The organism is Mycobacterium sp. pW045 (assembly GCF_041287085.1).
Lineage (GTDB): Bacteria > Actinomycetota > Actinomycetes > Mycobacteriales > Mycobacteriaceae > Mycobacterium > Mycobacterium algericum_A.
The window spans coordinates 1-17,355 of record NZ_JBGGKU010000002.1; the positions used below are offsets into that span (position 1 = coordinate 1).

14 protein-coding genes, 1 pseudogene and 1 riboswitch are annotated in these 17,355 nt (G+C 69.2%); of the genes and pseudogenes, 14 read left to right on the plus strand and 1 reads right to left on the minus strand.

Going from position 1 to position 17,355, the window contains the following annotated elements; translation table 11 throughout:
• From ACAG20_RS02495 to ACAG20_RS02545, 11 genes and pseudogenes are all read left to right on the plus strand, one after another.
• Positions 1–77: pseudogene (locus ACAG20_RS02495) on the plus strand (type VII secretion protein EsxI); the annotation flags it as partial.
• Positions 78–160: 83 nt separating this feature from the next.
• On the plus strand, positions 161–1,381 hold the full coding sequence (locus ACAG20_RS02500; RefSeq protein ID WP_370491422.1) for a PPE family protein: 1,221 nt from the start codon (positions 161–163) through the stop codon (positions 1,379–1,381).
• Positions 1,382–1,385: 4 nt separating this feature from the next.
• Positions 1,386–2,702: a PPE family protein gene (locus tag ACAG20_RS02505; RefSeq protein ID WP_370491423.1), complete on the plus strand. Its 1,317-nt coding sequence runs from the start codon at positions 1,386–1,388 to the stop codon at positions 2,700–2,702.
• 5 nt (positions 2,703–2,707) lie between these two features.
• Positions 2,708–4,060, plus strand: a complete 1,353-nt coding sequence (locus ACAG20_RS02510; RefSeq protein WP_370491424.1) for a PPE family protein — start codon at positions 2,708–2,710, stop codon at positions 4,058–4,060.
• 125 nt (positions 4,061–4,185) lie between these two features.
• A riboswitch (M-box (ykoK) riboswitch) is annotated at positions 4,186–4,371 on the plus strand.
• A 430-nt stretch (positions 4,372–4,801) separates the two neighbouring features.
• On the plus strand, positions 4,802–6,016 hold the full coding sequence (locus ACAG20_RS02515) for a PPE family protein (RefSeq protein ID WP_370491425.1): 1,215 nt from the start codon (positions 4,802–4,804) through the stop codon (positions 6,014–6,016).
• Between the two features lie 19 nt (positions 6,017–6,035).
• On the plus strand, positions 6,036–6,749 hold the full coding sequence (locus tag ACAG20_RS02520) for an MgtC/SapB family protein (protein ID WP_370491426.1): 714 nt from the start codon (positions 6,036–6,038) through the stop codon (positions 6,747–6,749).
• 46 nt (positions 6,750–6,795) lie between these two features.
• On the plus strand, positions 6,796–7,695 hold the full coding sequence (locus ACAG20_RS02525) for a sterol desaturase family protein (protein WP_165825079.1): 900 nt from the start codon (positions 6,796–6,798) through the stop codon (positions 7,693–7,695).
• A gap of 112 nt (positions 7,696–7,807) precedes the next feature.
• Positions 7,808–8,383: a LysM peptidoglycan-binding domain-containing protein gene (locus ACAG20_RS02530; RefSeq protein ID WP_112688187.1), complete on the plus strand. Its 576-nt coding sequence runs from the start codon at positions 7,808–7,810 to the stop codon at positions 8,381–8,383.
• Between the two features lie 137 nt (positions 8,384–8,520).
• The gene (locus tag ACAG20_RS02535) at positions 8,521–9,183 is read left to right on the plus strand and encodes a hypothetical protein (protein ID WP_165825081.1); all 663 of its coding nucleotides are present in this window, start codon (positions 8,521–8,523) and stop codon (positions 9,181–9,183) included.
• Entirely contained in the window at positions 9,180–9,680 is a 501-nt protein-coding gene (locus ACAG20_RS02540) for a VOC family protein (protein WP_112688177.1), read from the plus strand. Before ACAG20_RS02535 ends, ACAG20_RS02540 begins: the two co-directional genes overlap by 4 nt.
• A 49-nt stretch (positions 9,681–9,729) precedes the next feature.
• Entirely contained in the window at positions 9,730–11,187 is a 1,458-nt protein-coding gene (locus ACAG20_RS02545) for an FAD-binding protein (protein ID WP_370491427.1), read from the plus strand.
• Positions 11,188–11,272: 85 nt separating this feature from the next.
• Here the strand turns inward: ACAG20_RS02545 and ACAG20_RS02550 are convergent, their stop codons facing one another.
• Positions 11,273–13,207, minus strand: a complete 1,935-nt coding sequence (locus ACAG20_RS02550) for an ABC transporter ATP-binding protein/permease (RefSeq protein ID WP_370491428.1) — start codon at positions 13,205–13,207, stop codon at positions 11,273–11,275.
• A 185-nt stretch (positions 13,208–13,392) separates the two neighbouring features.
• Between ACAG20_RS02550 and secA2 the strand changes: the two genes are divergently transcribed.
• Genes secA2 through ACAG20_RS02565 form a run of 3 tightly spaced genes read left to right on the plus strand, consistent with a single transcriptional unit; the run spans position 13,393 to position 17,289 of the window.
• Positions 13,393–15,747, plus strand: coding sequence for an accessory Sec system translocase SecA2 (gene secA2, locus ACAG20_RS02555; RefSeq protein WP_370491429.1), 2,355 nt, complete (start codon positions 13,393–13,395; stop codon positions 15,745–15,747).
• 11 nt (positions 15,748–15,758) lie between these two features.
• Positions 15,759–16,373 carry a CDP-alcohol phosphatidyltransferase family protein gene (locus ACAG20_RS02560; RefSeq protein ID WP_370491430.1) on the plus strand — a complete coding sequence of 205 codons (615 nt, stop codon included), beginning with the start codon at positions 15,759–15,761 and terminating at the stop codon, positions 16,371–16,373.
• Positions 16,366–17,289: a DUF881 domain-containing protein gene (locus tag ACAG20_RS02565; protein ID WP_370491431.1), complete on the plus strand. Its 924-nt coding sequence runs from the start codon at positions 16,366–16,368 to the stop codon at positions 17,287–17,289. The genes ACAG20_RS02560 and ACAG20_RS02565 overlap by 8 nt, the downstream gene beginning before the upstream one ends.
• Positions 17,290–17,355: the final 66 nt, after the last annotated feature.

Sequence of the window (17,355 nt, forward strand, 5' to 3'; positions counted from 1 at the left end):
CTCACGGTCAGAAGGTGCAGACCGCCGGTAACAACATGGCCAACACCGACGCCTCGGTCGGCTCCAGCTGGGCCTGACCGACCCGAGTCCCCGGGGCGCTGCGCCGTCACCAACTAATCGGAAATCCGCGTCGCGGCCGATCGACCAGAGGTGGTAGGGCATGGATTTCGGAGCGTTACCGCCGGAGATCAACTCGGGGCGAATGTATTCCGGGCCCGGATCCGGGCCGTTGCTGGCGGCCGCCGCAGCATGGGACGCACTGGCAGCCGAGTTGAGTTCGACCGCGTCGTCGTACAACTCGGTGGTCACCAGCCTCGCGCAGGTCTGGTCCGGGCCGACGGCGGCCGCGATGGCGGCGGCCGCGCAGCCCTATGCCGGTTGGATGGGCAGCACTGCTGCGCAGGCGGCACAGTCCTCCGCCCAGGCCCGGGCGGCGGCCGCCGCCTACGACGCGGCCTTCATCGCGACGGTGCCGCCACCGCTGATCGAGGCGAACCGCAGCCTGCTGCTGTCGCTGATCGCCACCAACATCCTCGGCCAGAACACCGCGGCGATCGCGGCGGCCGAGTCGGAATACGCCGCGATGTGGGCCCAGGATGCCGCCGCGATGTACGGCTACGCCGGTGCCTCGGCCAACGCCACCACGCTGCCTCCGTTCGCGCAGCCGCCCCAGACCACCAATCCGGCCGGCCTACAAGCACAGTCGGCTGCAGCCGGCCAGGCGGCGGCAGGAGCCGGTGCCCAGACCCAGTCGTCGTTGACCCAGCTGATCTCGCTGGTGCCGCAGGCCTTACAGGGCATGGCGGTCTCGGGCACGGCGCAGGCCGAACCGACGGCGATCCTCGATTTCCTGGCCGGCCCGCTGTCGCCGATCTCGCTGTTCGGCATCGGTGGGATCCCCTACCTGCTGGCGATCCAGTGCGTGCTGCTGCCGATGAACGGCGCGAACGTGGTCTCCGCGGTCAACCGGGCACAGGGGCCCAAACCCTGGCTCGAGCAGCCGTTGCCGGCGCAAGCGCTGGCCGGGGCGCGGCTGGCCGGGGCCCCGACGCCGGCGGTGTCGGCCGGGTCGGCCAACAGCGGCTCGATCGGGCGGCTGTCGGTGCCGCAGGGATGGCTCGCCCAGACGCCGACCGCCAAGGCCGTCGCCGCGGTGTTCCCCGAGGCTGGACCGGAAGCCGTCGCGGCGGTTGCCGCGGAGAGCGAGAGCGGGCTGGCCGGCGACCTGGCACTGGGTGGGCTGGCCGGCCGTGCCATGAGTCTCACCGCCGGGGGCGGCGGGCGCGGACCCGGCGGGGTCACCGGCCGAGCGCCGGCCGGCAAGCCCGGTAAACCGAGCAAGGCGACCATCATCGTGATCCCCCCGTCGGCGGAGGACTAGAGCGATGCCGGACTTCGGGGCGCTGCCGCCGGAGACCAACTCGGCGCGGATGTATGCCGGCCCGGGGGCAGGGCCGATGTTGGCAGCGGCCGGCGCATGGCGGGCACTGGCCGGGGAGCTCGGTGCGGTGGCGTCGGCCTATCAGGCCGTGATTGCCGAACTCACCGGCCGGGCCTGGTTCGGTCCGGCGGCGCAGGCGATGTCGGCCGCGACGGCCCCCTACGTGAACTGGCTCACCGCAACCACGGCGGTGGCGGAGCAGACCGCGAGCCGGCTGATGCAGGCGGTGAGCGAGTTCGAGCAGGCGTTCGCAGCAATCGTGCCGCCGCCTGCGATCGCCGCGAACCGCAGCCTGTTGGCGGCGTTGGTCGCCTCTGATGTGCTCGGACAGAACGCGACGGCGATCGCGGCCGCGGAGGCCGAGTACGGACAGATGTGGGTGCAGGACGCCATGGTGATGTACGGCTACGCCGCGCGCTCCGCAACCGCGACGGCCGTGCAGCCGTTCACCTCGCCGCCAACGGTGGCCGACCCGTCGCGCGGACAGGACGCTGCGGTCACACCGGCCGCCACGGGCGGTGCGCACAACCAGCTGTCCCAACTGCTCAACGCGATACCGCAGGCGTTGCGCGGACTCTCCGGGTCCGGCGGTACGCAGGCCGCACCGCTCGACGTGCTGGGTTCGGCGCAGAGCACCGACCCGGTGTCGCAGGGCGCCTCCTACCTCGAGACACTGGCCCGCACGGTCCTGCCTGCCAACGACACCAACATCTCGGTGCTCTACGGCATGGGACAATATGCGCGCAACCTCAATACCGATCTGGACATCTCACAGGCCACCGGAGGACGGGCCGGATTCGGCTCGGGCACAACGGCGTTGGGTGCCGTGGAATCGATGGGCGGCGGGATGCGGCCGGTGGTGGCCGCGAGCGCCGGGAACGCAGGCGTGGTCGGCAAACTCGCGGTCCCGCCGGCCTGGGCCGAGTCGGTGCCGGAGGCCCCGATGGCAGCGGCGGTACCCACCGGGGCACCGGCCGCCGCCGCAGCGGCACCACAAGGACACGGTGCGGGCATGGCTGCTGCCGCGATGACGGCCGGACGGGCCGGTCGGCGGAAACGTGGCGAGCGGGCGGATGCTCAAAGCGAGCGGATCGCCGGCCGGCTCAGCGAGGCGGGAGAGGTGCGGCACTGGCATGTGGAGCCGGGCGGGCTCAAGAGTCTGCTGGGCGAGGTGGCCGGACAGCCCGGGGTCCACGAGATCTACTTCGACACCGAGGCGCAGGTTCCGCCCGACACCGGGCCGCCACGGGGCCGGGGGTGAGGGGAATGGATTTCGCAGCGCTGCCGCCGGAGGTCAACTCCGGCCGGCTGTATGCCGGCCCGGGCTCCGGGCCGATGGCCTCGGCCGCGGCCGCGTGGGCGCGGCTGGCCGCCGAGACCGGTTCGGCTGCCGGGGTTTACCGCTCGGTGCTGTCGGGCTTGACCGACCAGTGGTGGCTGGGGCCGGCGTCGGAGTCGATGGCCGCCGCAGTGGCACCCTACGTGGCTTGGCTCGACTCCACCGCAGCCCTGGCCGAGCAGGCTGCCGCCCGGGCCACCGCGGCCGCGGCCGCCTTCGACGAAGCCTTCGCCGCCGTCGCGCCACCGCCGATGATCGCCGCGAACCGCAGCGCGCAGGCAGCGCTCGTCGCGTCGAATGTACTCGGGCAGAACAGCGCCGCGATCGCGTCGCTCGACGTCGAGTACGCGCAACTGTGGGTCCAGGACGCGCTGGCGATGTACGGCTATGCCGCCCAGTCGGCCGCCGCGACCGCGTTGACCCCATTCGCCGAACCACCGCCCACCACCGACCCTGTGCGACAGGGCGGGCAGGCGGCGGCGGTCGCCGCTGCCACCGCTGCCAGCGGGCACGCTGAGCTGTCGCGGTTGATCACCGCCATTCCTCAGGCGCTGAACGGGCTTGCTCCGGCGGCGGTTGCGGCCGCCTCGACGCCGCCGGCGCAGACCACCGCGGCGCTGTCACTGGCCCAGATCGCCTCCTACATTGAGTTGCTGCCGAAGACCATCGTGCCGTTCAACGACGCGATCAAGACCGTGCTTTACGGACTGATCCAGTACTCCCGCAATCTCAACATCGACCTGGACATCGCCGCGGCCACCGGCGGGCAAGCCGGGTTCGGCTCCGGCGCAACGGCGTTGGCCGCCACGGAAACGCCGCCACCGGTCGCTGCCGCGCCGATATCGGCCGGTGCCGGCGGCGCGGGCACGATCGGCCGACTCAGCGTCCCGCCGAACTGGGTGACGACCGCGCCGGTGGCCAAGATGGTCGCAGCGGCGTTGCCCACCGCAGCGGCGGCAGCGCCGGCGGCTGCGGTCGCCGGAGCGCAGATTCCCACCGGGGTCTTCGGCGACATCGCGCTGGCGAGCCTGGCCGCGCGGGCGCTCACCGGTGCCGCACCGCGAAGCCATCCCGCCGCCGCGATGAACGGTCACGCGCAGAGCCGACTGGAACGCCTCGTCACCGAGTTGGCCGGCACCACCGATGTGCAGCACTGGCACGTCGACGCCGGCCGCCTCGACAGCCTGCTGGAGGAACTCGCCGAGCAACCCGGCGTGCATGCGGTGCACGTCAATCCCGACGGTCAGAGCAACACCGGACCGGGCCGGCAGCCCGGCTGAAACCGGTGCGACTTCTGCCCGACAGTAGGCGATTTGGCCACCGAAGCGGACTATTGGCCCGCTGGCCGCTCCCGCCCCGCCGTGTCCGATTGACCCTGCCAGTTACCTGGTGCACTATGGTGAGGCAAGCACCTCGTTAGGTGAGGCGTCTGCACGGATATAGGCCACTGACCCCGAACGTCGAAAGACGCCCCGGGTCAGGACAGCTCCTCCCGGCTTAAGGGTTGAGCCCAAGTGGCTTCCGGACCCGCGTTGATTACGCAGGCAGGACACGCCGTGCAGTGCCGAAGCTCTGACGAGAGGGGTGCGAAAGTCCGGCCGTCGCCGGGCGTCCCCACCTCTGTGTGCATACGTGCAGGCACCCGCGCGTGCCCAGGCCGAGAGGAGGTGAGAGCGACATTGAGTCCGAGTGATAGTTCCTATCCGAGATCGATGTTCGTCTCCCTAGATCTCGGTACTGCTTTCACCATCTGATTCGCACCGGCGCTGAATTCGTCAGCTGGCGCGCTTCCGTCAGCGGAACGCGTCAGGCTTCGGCATGTCGGTGAAACCGCTTGTCGGCCCGAACTCTCCGTCGAGCAGCGGTTTCGTCGACGTGCCCGGCTCCGGTATGTCGCCATGACCGGCTAACCCGATTCGTGCCTCCGGCCAGCTGCGCAACGCGTATCGGGATGTCGACGTGCCTGCACACCCGCTCAACACCAGACCTCTCTCAACCACCACTCAAAAAGGAGCAATGCCATGGACTTCGGAGCATTCCCGCCGGAAATCAACTCGGCTCGTATCTACACCGGTCCCGGCTCGGGACCGCTGATGGCCGCCGCGGCGGCGTGGGACAAGTTGGCCGCCGAACTCGCTTCGGCCGAGGCCGCCTACCAGTCGGTCATCAACGGGCTCATCAGCGAGGGCTGGATGGGGCCGGCGTCCAACGCGATGGCCGCCGCGGCCGCGCCCTACGCGGCGTGGATGGGCACCACCGCGGTCCGGGCGGAACAGGCTGCCGCCCAGGCGAAGGCGGCAGCGGCGGCGTTCGACGCGGCGTACGCGATGACGGTGGCGCCGCCGCTGGTCGTCGCCAACCGCTCGCAACTCGCGGCCCTGGTGGCCACCAATGTGCTGGGTCAGAACACCGGGGCGATCGCCGCGACAGAGGCGCATTACGGCCAGATGTGGGCCCAGGACGCTGCCGCGATGTACGGCTACGCGGCGTCGTCGGCGGTGGCCACCAAGGTGACGCCGTTCAACTCACCGCACGAGGTCGCCGACCCGTCGTCGCAGGCGGTCCAGCAGGCCGCGGTCGCCCAGGCCGCCGGTAACGCGGCCTCGTCGAATGCTCAATCCGCACTGTCGCAAGCGATTACGAACACACCGCAGACGCTGCAGACCCTCGCGGCGCCGGTGCAGCCGCCCACGCCGCCGGTCACCGGAGGCGAGGTGATCAGCACCGGTGATCTGACAAACGCGATGACCAACCTGATGAGCAGCTCCTTCAGTCCGATGGGCGCGGCCGGGATCTCCAACTTCGCCGCCGACATGGCGGTGGTGCGTGGTGCCGCCATCGCTGCGGGTGACCCGCTGGGCCTGGGCGCCATCGACCCGTTCACCCCGATGCTCGGCGGGCTCGGGCTGGGCGGCGGACTCGGCCATGGAATGAATGGCCTGGGCGCCGGATTGGGCGGGCTGGGCACGGCCTCGGCGACGATGGGGCAGGCGTCCACGGTCGGCGCGCTGTCGGTGCCGCAGTCGTGGGCGGCGTCCATCCCGGCTACCGCAGCCCCGGGCAGCGCCGTGGCCGCCACCGGCTGGACCGTTGCCGCACACGCGCCGGAGGCCGGCGCGGCCGGTATGCCGGGCGTGCCGCTGGCCGGCGCCGGGCAGGGCCGCAACTACGGATTCGCCGCGCCGCGGTACGGCTTCAAGCCGACGGTGATGGCTCGACCCGTGGTCGCCGGGTAGCTGTGACATCGTTGGGGCCATGCAGACGCTGAGCGTCGCCGAGTTCACGCTGCGACTGGCCGTCGGGCTGGGCTGCGGCGCGCTGATCGGGCTGGAACGGCAGTGGCGGGCCCGGATGGCCGGGTTGCGCACCAATGCGCTGGTGGCGGCTGGGGCCACACTGTTCGTGCTCTACTCGGTTTCGGCCGGTGACACCAGTTCTACCCGGGTCGCCTCCTATGTGGTGTCCGGGGTGGGATTCCTCGGCGGCGGGGTGATCCTGCGGGAGGGGTTCAACGTTCGCGGCCTGAACACCGCGGCGACCCTGTGGTGCTCGGCGGCCGTCGGGGTACTGGCGGCCGCCGGCGACGTGCTGTTCGCGGTGATCGGCACCGGCGCGATCGTCGGCACCCACCTGTTGCTGCGACCGTTGGGCCGGCTCATCGACCGTGATCAGCACATCGAAGAGGACGAGCCGCAGTCGCTCTACCAGGTGCAGGTGGTCTGCCGGCCCAAATCCGAGAAGTACCTGCGGGCCCAGATCGTGCAGCACACCGCCGGCAACGACCTGGTGCTGCGGGGGATCCACACCGGTCCGGCCGGCGACGACAACATGACCCTGACCGCCACGATGTTGTCGGATAGCCGGGCGCCGGAACGGCTCGAGCGCCTGGTCGGCGAGCTCTCGTTACAGCCGGGCGTCTATGCGGTGCAGTGGCACGCCGAGGGGCAGGCGGCCCTGTCGCCGGAGTGACGGTCGCCGCGCTGATCTAGGCTGTTGGGCACTGGAGGTGAGCGCGGTGGACGGGATCGCTGGCGTGTGGTCGGTGCTGCCGGGCCCGATGCGTGACCCGGTGCTGTTCGCCATCCCGTTCTTCCTGCTGCTGCTGACGCTGGAATGGACTGCGGCCCGCAAGCTCGCCGACCTTGAACGCGGCTCCTACCGCGCCAGGGACGCCTGGACCAGCATCTCCATGGGATTGGTGTCGGTGGCCACCACCGCCGGCTGGAAGTTCCTCGCGCTGCTCGGCTACGCGGCGATCTACACCTACCTGGCGCCGTGGCACCTGTCGCCGCGGCAGTGGTACACCTGGGTGATCGCCATCCTGGGCGTGGACCTGCTGTATTACACCTACCATCGCATCGCGCACCGGGTCCGGCTGGTTTGGGCGACCCACCAGGCGCACCATTCCAGCCAGTACTACAACCTGGCCACCGCACTGCGACAGAAGTGGAACAACAGCGGCGAGATCCTGCTGTGGATTCCATTGCCGCTGTTGGGCATTCCGCCCTGGATGGTGTTCGCCGCATTCTCGGTGAATCTGATTTACCAGTTCTGGGTGCACACCGAGCGGATCGACAAGCTGCCGCGTGTAATCGAGTTCATCTTCAACACCCCGTCGCACCACCGGGTGCACCACGGGATGGACCAGGAGTATCTGGACAAGAACTACGGCGGCATCCTGATCGTCTGGGACCGGCTGTTCGGCAGCTTCGCGCCCGAGCGGTTCCGGCCGCGCTACGGGCTGACCAAGCAGGTCGACACCTTCAACATCATCAAACTGCAGATCCACGAATACGCCTCGATCCTCGCCGATGTGCGCGCGGCGAAGAGGTGGCGCGATCGGCTCGGCTACGTTTTCGGGCCGCCCGGATGGCAACCCGCGTCGTCGCGGGCTTCGGCGGCACTGCGGCATTGATGGGACGCACCGACCGGTGTTCGCATAGGCTTGCGACGTCGCATCCGCGCGACAACGCCCGGCGTCTTCGGCCGCGGCGTGCCGATGAGAAGGGAACAACGTGGCACAGAGCTTGGGAGACACGCTCACCGCAGGGAAGAAGCTCGTCAAGGGCGAGTCGCTGACCTCTAAAAACGGGGCGTACACCCTGACCCTGCAGGACGACGGCAACCTGGTGCTGGCGGCGCGGGGCAAGGCGATCTGGGCATCCGGCACCAACGGCAACGACGTGGTGCGTGCCGAGGTGCAGCCGGACGGCAACTTCGTGCTGTACACCGCGGACAAGCCCATCTGGCACACCGACACCAAGGGCAAGAAGGACGTCAAGCTGGTCCTGCAGGACGACCGCAACCTGGTGCTCTACGCCGCCGACGGCGCCGCCTGGTCCACCAAGACCGAGACCGACGCCCCGCCGCCCGAGGAGCCCAAGGCTGAAGCGGCGCCCGCTGAAGAGGCCCCCGCTGCAGCGGCCCCCGCAGAGCCGGCCGCACCCGCGGCACGCAAGTACACCGTGGTCTCCGGCGACACGCTGTTCGCCATCGCCGAGCGGTTCTACGGTGACGGCAACAAGTACCCGCAGATCGCGGAGGCCAGCGGTATCGCCAACCCGGACTTGATCCACCCCGGTCAGGAGTTGACCATCCCCTGATCGCCGCTGACGGCCGACGCGGCGGCCCGGAGCCCAAAACGGGGCCGGGCCGTCGCGTTGCGCCGGTGATCACGGTGGTCGAATCCCGGCCGGGCTGACCGGCCTCAACGATCGGAGTCGAGACGGTGCCCGGGCGCATTGTGCGGTTGTTGGCGGTGGGAGTTGCGGTCGGGGCGACGGTCGCGTCCCCGGCGGTCGGTACCGCTCGCGCCGATCGGGTGTTGGTGTTTCCCGGGATGGAGATTCACCAGGACACTCACGTGTGCACCCTCGGCTACGTCGACCCGATCATGCGTGTCGCCTTCACCGCCGGCCACTGCCGGGGGAGCGGCCCCGTCACCGACCGGGCCGGAAACGTCATCGGCACCATGGCGACCTTCCGCGACAACACCCCCAACGGTGCGACCGTCAACACCGATCAGGTGATCGCCGACTACGAGGCGATCGTGCTGGCCGACGATGTCGACAGCAACGACATCCTGCCCGGCGGGCTGCGACTCGAGGCCGGTCCGGACGACATCGTGGCGCCGGGAGACCCGGTCTGCCACTTCGGTATCGTCACCGGAGAGACCTGCGGAACCGTCGAGCGGGTCAACAACGGATGGTTCACGATGACCCACGGCGTTCGAAGCCAACAGGGCGACTCCGGTGGCCCGGTGTATGTCATCCGCGGGCCCGGCTCCGCCCGGATCGTCGGGTTGTTCAACAGCGTGTGGGGGCAGTACCCGGCCGCGGTGTCGTGGCCGGCGATCTCGCAGCAGGTCCGCGAAGACGTCGGCGTGCCAACCCCGCTGCCGTGACTCCGCCGCCTCGACCACCCGTCCAGATCGCCTGGGTCACCAGTGATCTCGACGCCACCGAATCGACGCTGAGCGCATTGTTGGGCGCCCGCAAGTGGGTCCGCATGCCGGGCGTGCATTTCACCCCGGATACCTGCAGCTACCGGGGCGAACCGGCCGACTTCGTTGCCGACATCGCGCTGAGCTATGCCGGCGACATGCAACTGGAACTGATCGCACCGGTCAGCGGGCGCAGTATCTACGCTGACTTCCTCCGCGACAGCGGTCCCGGCCTGCATCACATCTGCATCGAGGCCGCCGACCCCGCCGATTTCGCCGCGATGCTCGACGACGCCGCTGCCCAAGGCGCCGGCGTGGTCGCCCAAGGCGTGATGCCCGGCGGTATCCGGTTCGGCTACGTCTCGGCGGCCCAGGCGGGTGTCCCGTTCGTGGAGATCGCATACATTCCGGCGGAGATCCGAGCGGTCTTCGACTACATCAAAGAGCAGCAGAGGTGAGCCGCGCCGGCGACGACGCGCAGCGCCAGCACGGGAAGGAACGACTTCGATGACCACCGAAATACCGGCAACCGTTGCCGTAGAGGACATCTCGTCATGGTCTGATGAGGTCGACGTAGTGGTGATCGGATTCGGGATCGGCGGTGGTTGCGCGGCGGTCAGCGCGGCGGCAGCCGGTGCGCGGGTGTTGGTGCTGGAGCGGGCCGCCGAGGCGGGCGGCACCACTGCCATGGCGGGCGGGCACTTCTACCTGGGCGGCGGGACCGCCGTCCAACAGGCAACCGGGCATCCGGATTCACCCGACGAGATGTACAAGTACCTCGTAGCGGTCTCCCGGGAGCCCGAGCACGACAAGATCCGGGCCTATTGCGACGGCAGCGTCGAGCACTTCAATTGGCTGGAAGAGCTGGGGGTCGCCTTCGAGCGCAGCTACTACCCGGAGAAGGCGGTGATCCAGCCCAACACCGAGGGGCTGATGTACACCGGCAACGAAAAGGTATGGCCGTACCTGAACCAGGCCGTTCCGGCGCCGCGCGGGCACAAAGTTCCGGTTCCCGGTGACACCCAGGGCGCCAAGATGGTGATCGATCTGCTGCTCAAGCGGGCCGAGGGCCTCGGCGTGGAGATCCGTTACGAAACAGGTGCCACCGGCCTGGTCACCGACGCCGCCGGCGCCGTCGCCGGTGTCACCTGGAAACACTTCACCCAAAGCGGTGCCATCAAAGCGAAGTCGGTGGTGATCGCCGCCGGCGGCTTCGTGATGAACCCGGAGATGGTCGCCCAGTACACCCCGAAACTGGCGGAGAAGCCGTTCGTGCTGGGTAACACCTACGACGACGGACTGGGCATCCGGATGGGGATGTCGGCGGGCGGTGCCACCAAGCATATGGATCAGATATTCATCACCGCGCCGGTCTATCCGCCGTCGATCCTGCTCACCGGGATCATCGTGAACTCCGACGGTAAGCGCTTCGTCGCCGAGGACTCCTATCACTCGCGCACGTCGGGCTACGTGATGGATCAGCCGAACAGTGCGGCGTTCCTGATCGTCGACGAGAACCACCTGCGAACGCCGCAGGTGCCGCTGGTCACGTTGATCGATGGCTGGGAGACGGTTCCGGAAATGGAAGCGGCACTGGGGATTCCGGAGGGGAACCTGGTGGCGACGCTGGATCGCTACAATAGCTACGCGGCGCGCGGGGAGGACCCGGACTTTCACAAGCAGCCGCCGTTCCTCGCCCCGCAGGACACCGGGCCGTGGGGCGCCTTCGACCTGTCGCTGGGCAAGGCGATGTATGCCGGCTTCACCATCGGGGGGCTGGCGACCTCGGTGGACGGCGAGGTGCTGCGCGACGACGGCAGCGCGGTGCCGGGCCTCTACGCCGCCGGCGCCTGTGCGGCCAACATCGCCCAGGACGGCAAGGGTTATGCCAGCGGCACCCAGTTGGGCGAGGGCTCGTTCTTCGGTCGCCGTGCCGGTGCGCACGCGGCAGCCCGCTCCCGCTGACCGGCCGCCCCGGGTCCGAACGTGCGCAAATCCGATGTGCACCACGGCGTGTCGACCGGGGACGCGCACGCTCGCGGGTGGTGGGCTAGACCGGGGTGAGCTCCCAGCGGCCCCGGCCGAGCAGTTCGAGCACCTGCTTGTGATGCTGGCGGACGGTGTGCCGGTGGCTGACGCTGACCACGATGGTGTCGGGAAGTTCGGTGCGCAGCAGCTGATACAGCGCCAGCTCCAAGCCTTCGTCGAGCGCCGACGTCGACTCGTCGAGGAACACCGCCTTGGGCCGGGTCAGCAGCAGCCGGGCGAACGCCACCCGCTGCTGCTCGCCCGGCGAGAGCACCTTGGCCCAGTCCTCGACGTTGTCGAGCTGGTTGATCAGCTGCGGCAGCAGCACCTTGCCCAGCGCATCGACCAGCGCGATGTCGGAGATCTCCTGTGGCGCCAGCGGATAGGCGACCACGGTCCGCAGGTCGCCCAGCGGGATGTAGGGCAGCTGGGAGACGAACACCGTCTCGTTGTCGGCGTCGGGACGTTGCAGGGTGCCCGAGGCGTACGGCCACAGCTGGGCCAGGCTGCGCAGCAGGGTCGTCTTTCCGCTGCCGGACGGTCCGGCGATCATCAGCGCGTCACCGATACCCAGCTGCACATCGAGCGCCTCGACCAGCGGGTCGCCGGCCGGGCTGCGCACCTCGATGCCCTCGAGCGCCACGGTGCCGTCGGTGCTGGGCTTCACCAGCAGCTCGGGCAGCTCGCGGGCCTCGCGGTTGGCTTCCACCAGCCCATGCAGACGAATGATGGAGGCACGGTAGCCGGCGAAGTTGTCGTAGGCGTTGCGGAAGAAGGACAGCGAATCGGAGATGTTGCCGAAAGCTGTCGCGGTCTGCGCCACCCCGCCGAACATGATCTGCCCGGAGAACAACCGCGGCGCCTGGATCACCCAGGGCAACGGCACGATCGCCTGGCTCACCGACAGGTTCCAGCCCGCGAACCCGATGGTCCGGTTCACGAACTTCAGGTAGTTGTCGATGATCCCGCCGAACCGCTCCCGCAACTGGAGGCGTTCGGCGACCTCGCCGCGGTAGAACGCGATGGATTCGGCGGAGTCGCGTACCCGCACCAGTGCATACCGGAAGGCGGCGTTGGTCAGCTCGTTGCGGAAGCTCAGCCGGATCAGCGGCCGGCCGATCCAGAACGCGACAATGGTCGCGACGGCCACGTAGAGCAGCACGATCAGGAACATCGCCCTGGGAATGTCGACCCCCAACACGGTCAGCGTGCCCGACAGGTTCCACAGGATGGCCGTGAACGACACCACGGTCACCATGGACTGCACGGCGCCGAACAACAAGGTTCCACCGGTGCCGTTGGCCGGCGCGTTCGGGTTGGCGCCGTTGCCCGCGGTGAAGATGTCGATGTCCTGCTGGATGCGCTGGTCGGGGTTGTCGATCGCCCCTTCGACGGCCTCACCCACGGCCGGGTCGAGTGGCGTCTTGACGAAGCGGGCGCGGTAGTAGGCCCGCCCCTCGAGCCAGTCGCCGGTGAGCCGGTCGGTGAGCCAGATTCGCCAGTTCACCATGAAGTGCTGGGTCAGATAGATGTCGAGCATCACCCGCGCCACATGCAGCACCGCCATCAGGCTGAAGATGCCGATCGACACCCAGAACCCGTGCACGCCGGACTGTTTGACCGCCTCGTCACCGCCGGCGGCGCCCTGAAACGCAGTCTGCAGCGAGGAGTACATGTCGTTGCCCTGGAAGCTGAAGAGCACGTTGAGGCGCACCGCGGTGATCACCGACAGCAGCAGCACCCCCAACATCAGCCACACCCGGGCGCTCTCGCGTCCGGTGAAGTAGCCGCCGGTGATCTCCCAGAACTGCCGGCCCCACCGGGTGCTCATCCGCAGCAGCACCAGCACGGCCAACACACAGACGGCGCTGATGCTCCAGGCCACCGCGATCCACAGCAGCGAATCGGGCAGCGCGTGCGACCAAGTGATGGACGGGTTGAACAGCTTCGAGTCCACTGCCAGGTCTCCTTGCGGTCGCTACCGCCGGAATCACGTCACCGCCGGTATCGGAAATCGGAAAAATCCCGTGCGAAACCTACCGCAGCGCCGCGTCGTCGCGTCGGATGAGCAGCGCGGGAAAAGCCGACGGGCGCGGTGGTGCCCCCGGGCTGGTGACACCGACCACCGCGTACGGTTGTGCTGTGGCTAACACCTCGAAAACGGTCTCCGGGACCACGCGCGCCAAGTCGGGACGGCTGAGCGGAAAATTCTGGAAACTGCTGGGCGCCAGCACCGAGAAGAACCAGAGCCGCTCGATGGCCGAGGTCAACGCAGCGGCCGCCTTCGCCAAGAAGGCCGCCGGACTCGACGACGAGCAGCTGCGCAAGGCCGCGCAACTGCTCAAGCTCAAGGACCTGGCGGATGCGTCCGACATCCCGCAGTTCCTGGCGATCGCCCGCGAAGCGGCCGAGCGCAGCATCGGGATGCGCCCCTTCGATGTACAGCTGCAGGGCGCGCTGCGGATGCTGGCCGGCGATGTGGTCGAGATGGCCACCGGCGAGGGCAAGACGCTCTCCGGTGCGATCGCCGCCGCCGGTTACGCCATCGGCGGCCGCCACGTGCACGTGGTCACCATCAACGACTACCTGGCCCGTCGCGACGCCGAGTGGATGGGACCACTGCTGACCGCGATGGGGGTGACCGTCGGCTGGATCACCGCCGACTCCAGCGCGGCCGAGCGCCGCGAGGCCTACAAGTGCAATGTCACCTACGCGTCGATCAACGAGATCGGCTTCGACGTGCTGCGTGATCAGCTGGTCACCGACGTCGACGACCTGGTCTCGCCCAACCCCGACGTGGCGCTGATCGACGAGGCCGACTCGGTGCTGGTCGACGAGGCGCTGGTGCCGCTGGTGCTGGCCGGCACCACTCACCGGGAGAACCCCCGGATGGAGATCGTGGAACTCATCGGCCGGCTCACCCCGGGGGTGGACTACGACTCCGACGAGGACCGGCGCAACATCCACCTCACCGAGAAGGGAGCGCGGCGCGTCGAAGCGGCACTCGGCGGCATCGACCTGTACTCCGAGGAACACGTGGTGTCCACGCTGACCGAGGTCAACGTCGCCCTGCACGCGCACGTACTGCTGCAGCGCGACGTGCACTACATCGTCCGCGACGGCAAGGTGCAGTTGATCAACGCCTCCCGCGGCCGGATCGCCGCGCTGCAGCGCTGGCCGGACGGCCTGCAGGCCGCGGTCGAGGCCAAGGAGGGCATCGAGACGACCGAGACCGGCGAGGTGCTCGACACCATCACGGTGCAGGCCCTGGTCAACCGCTATCCCACGGTATGTGGCATGACCGGGACGGCATTGGCCGCCGGTGAGCAGCTGCGGCAGTTCTACCAGCTGGGGGTCTCGCCGATCCCGCCCAACATGCCCAACATCCGTGAGGACGAGACCGACCGGGTCTACATCACCGCCGCGGCCAAGAACGACGCCATCGTCGAACACATCGTCGAGATCCACGCCACCGGGCAGCCGGTGCTGGTCGGCACCCACGACGTCGCCGAATCCGAGGAACTCTACGAGCGGCTGCGCAAACGCGGCGTGCCGGCGGTGGTGCTCAACGCCAAGAACGACGCCGAGGAGGCCACGGTGATCGCCGAGGCCGGCAAGCTCGGCTCGGTCACCGTCTCCACCCAGATGGCCGGGCGAGGCACCGACATCCGGCTCGGCGGCTCCGACGAGACGAACCACGATGAGATCGTCGAACTCGGCGGGCTGCACGTGATCGGCACCGGGCGCCAGCACACCGAGCGGCTGGACAACCAGCTGCGGGGCCGGGCCGGCCGGCAGGGCGACCCCGGCTCGTCGGTGTTCTTCTCCAGTTGGGAGGACGACGTCGCGGCGACCAACCTGGAACCCAATAAGCTGCCGACCGAGACCGACGAGGATGGGCGCATCCTGAGTCCCAAGGCCTCCGGGATGCTCGACCACGCACAGCGCATCGCCGAGGGCAAGCTGCTCGACATCCATGCCAACACCTGGCGCTACAACCAGCTGATCGCCCAGCAGCGCGCCATCATCGTCGAACGGCGCAACACGTTGCTGTCCACCCCGGCGGCCCGCGAGGAACTCGCCGAGCTGACCCCGCAGCGCTATGCCGAGCTGAAAAAGCAGTTGGGCGAGGACGCCGATGCCAAGCTGGAGAAGATCTGCCGGCTGATCATGCTCTACCACCTGGACCGCGGCTGGGCCGATCACCTGGCGTTCCTGGCCGACATCCGGGAGAGCATCCACCTGCGCGCGCTGGGCAGGCAGAACCCGCTCGATGAGTTCCACCGGATGGCCCTGGACGCGTTCGCCTCGCTGGCGGCCGACGCCATCGAGGCGGCCCAGCAGACCCTCGAGACATCCGAGCACATCGAGTCCGAGCCGGGCATCGACCTGTCCAAGCTGGCGCGGCCGACATCGACGTGGACCTACATGGTCCGCGACAACCCGCTCAGCGACGACACCATGGACGCGCTGAGCCTGCCCGGAATCTTCCGCTAGGAGCGGCCGGGATGTCTGCCGGGGCGGGCCCGGATCGAGTCCAAGACCGGGTGCTCACGGTGCCCAACGTCATCAGCCTGGCTCGGCTCGGCCTGATCGTCGTCTTCGGATACCTGCTGCTGGTCGCGCAGGCCGACGGGCTGGCGGCGGCGACGCTGATCATCAGCGGCATCTCCGACTGGGCCGACGGCAAGCTGGCCCGGGTGCTAGACCAGTCCTCGGCGCTTGGCGCCCTGCTCGACCCGGCGATCGACCGGCTCTACATGGCGGCGGTGCCGATCGCGTTCGGCCTGCGCGGCCTGGTGCCGTGGTGGATCATCGGCACACTGCTGGCCCGCGACCTGCTGCTGGCCGCGGTGCTGCCGGTGTTGCGCAGCCGGGGACTGACCGCGCTGCCGGTGACCTACATCGGCAAAGCCGGCACCTTCGCGCTGATGTCGGCGTTCCCGCTGATCCTGCTGGGCCAGTGGGACGCGGTATGGAGCCGGACGGTGCTGTCGGTCGGCTGGGCCTTCCTGATCTGGGGCATGGGCATGTACCTGTGGGCGTTCGTGCTGTACCTGATCCAGGTGAGGTTGGTGGCCCGCACGCTGCCGAAGATCACCTCCCGAGGGGCAGATGTCTGAACCGTTCTTCGCGCTCAGCGGCTATGACGGCCAGAGCGACCGGGGCGCTCACGAGGCGGGCCGGCCGCAGCGATTCGCGGTGCCCTCGCTGCTGCGGTCGCTGCTGTCCGAACACCTGGATCCCGGCTATGCCGCGGCGGCGGCCGAGCGTGACCGGCGCGGCACCGGGCGGCCGGCCGCGCGTTGGGCATGGGAGGCGGTGGCGGCGCTGTTGATGGCGACGGTGTTCGCCGTCGCGTTCTCGCAGGCCCGCTCGTTGGCGCCCGGGGTGCGTGACGCCCAGCAGGTGCTGGCCAGCAACGTTCGTTCGGCCGAATCGGTGACGGTGCGGCTTGTCGACAAACGCGACACCTGGACGAATCGCGTCGATGAGTTGCGCCGCCACCGGCTGGCCGACGACGCCGAGGGGCAGCGCGTGCTGGCCGGCCTCGACGCGCTGAGCCTGGCGGCCGCCAGCACCCGGGTGACCGGCCCCGGGCTGACCGTCACCGTTACCGACCCGGGCGCTGCCGGACGCAACCTCTCCGATGCCTCCAAGCAGCGGGTGTCGGGCAGCCAACAGATCATCTTGGACCGCGACCTGCAGCTCGTCGTCAACTCGCTGTGGGCCAGTGGCGCCGAGGCGATCGCGATCGGTGATGTCCGGATCGGGCCCAATGTGACGATCCGGCAGGCCGGCGGCGCGATCCTGGTTGACAACAAGCCGATCAGCAGCCCGTACTCGGTGCGCGCCATCGGGTCACCGCGCGAGTTGCGCGACGCCTTCGAGCGGACCCCCGGGCTCTACCGGCTGCGCCTGCTGGAGGTGTCCTACGGGGTGGTGGTGCGCGTCGACAGCCGGACCGGCTCAGACCTGACCCTGCCGGCCGGTTCGGTGCGAGATGTCCGGTTCGCCAAACAGATCGGGCAGCCGTGACGCAAGCTTGCCTTGCCGGGTACGCGGCCGTCGGCGTCGTACCCGGGCGGAAATCCGGTTCGGGAG

Coding starts and splice junctions, on each gene's coding strand:
- ACAG20_RS02500 (WP_370491422.1), top strand. CDS start 161: ATGGATTTCGGAGCGTTACCGCCGGAGATCAACTCGGGGCGAATGTAT.
- ACAG20_RS02505 (WP_370491423.1), top strand. CDS start 1,386: ATGCCGGACTTCGGGGCGCTGCCGCCGGAGACCAACTCGGCGCGGATG.
- ACAG20_RS02510 (WP_370491424.1), top strand. CDS start 2,708: ATGGATTTCGCAGCGCTGCCGCCGGAGGTCAACTCCGGCCGGCTGTAT.
- ACAG20_RS02515 (WP_370491425.1), top strand. CDS start 4,802: ATGGACTTCGGAGCATTCCCGCCGGAAATCAACTCGGCTCGTATCTAC.
- ACAG20_RS02520 (WP_370491426.1), top strand. CDS start 6,036: ATGCAGACGCTGAGCGTCGCCGAGTTCACGCTGCGACTGGCCGTCGGG.
- ACAG20_RS02545 (WP_370491427.1), top strand. CDS start 9,730: ATGACCACCGAAATACCGGCAACCGTTGCCGTAGAGGACATCTCGTCA.
- ACAG20_RS02560 (WP_370491430.1), top strand. CDS start 15,759: ATGTCTGCCGGGGCGGGCCCGGATCGAGTCCAAGACCGGGTGCTCACG.
- ACAG20_RS02565 (WP_370491431.1), top strand. CDS start 16,366: ATGTCTGAACCGTTCTTCGCGCTCAGCGGCTATGACGGCCAGAGCGAC.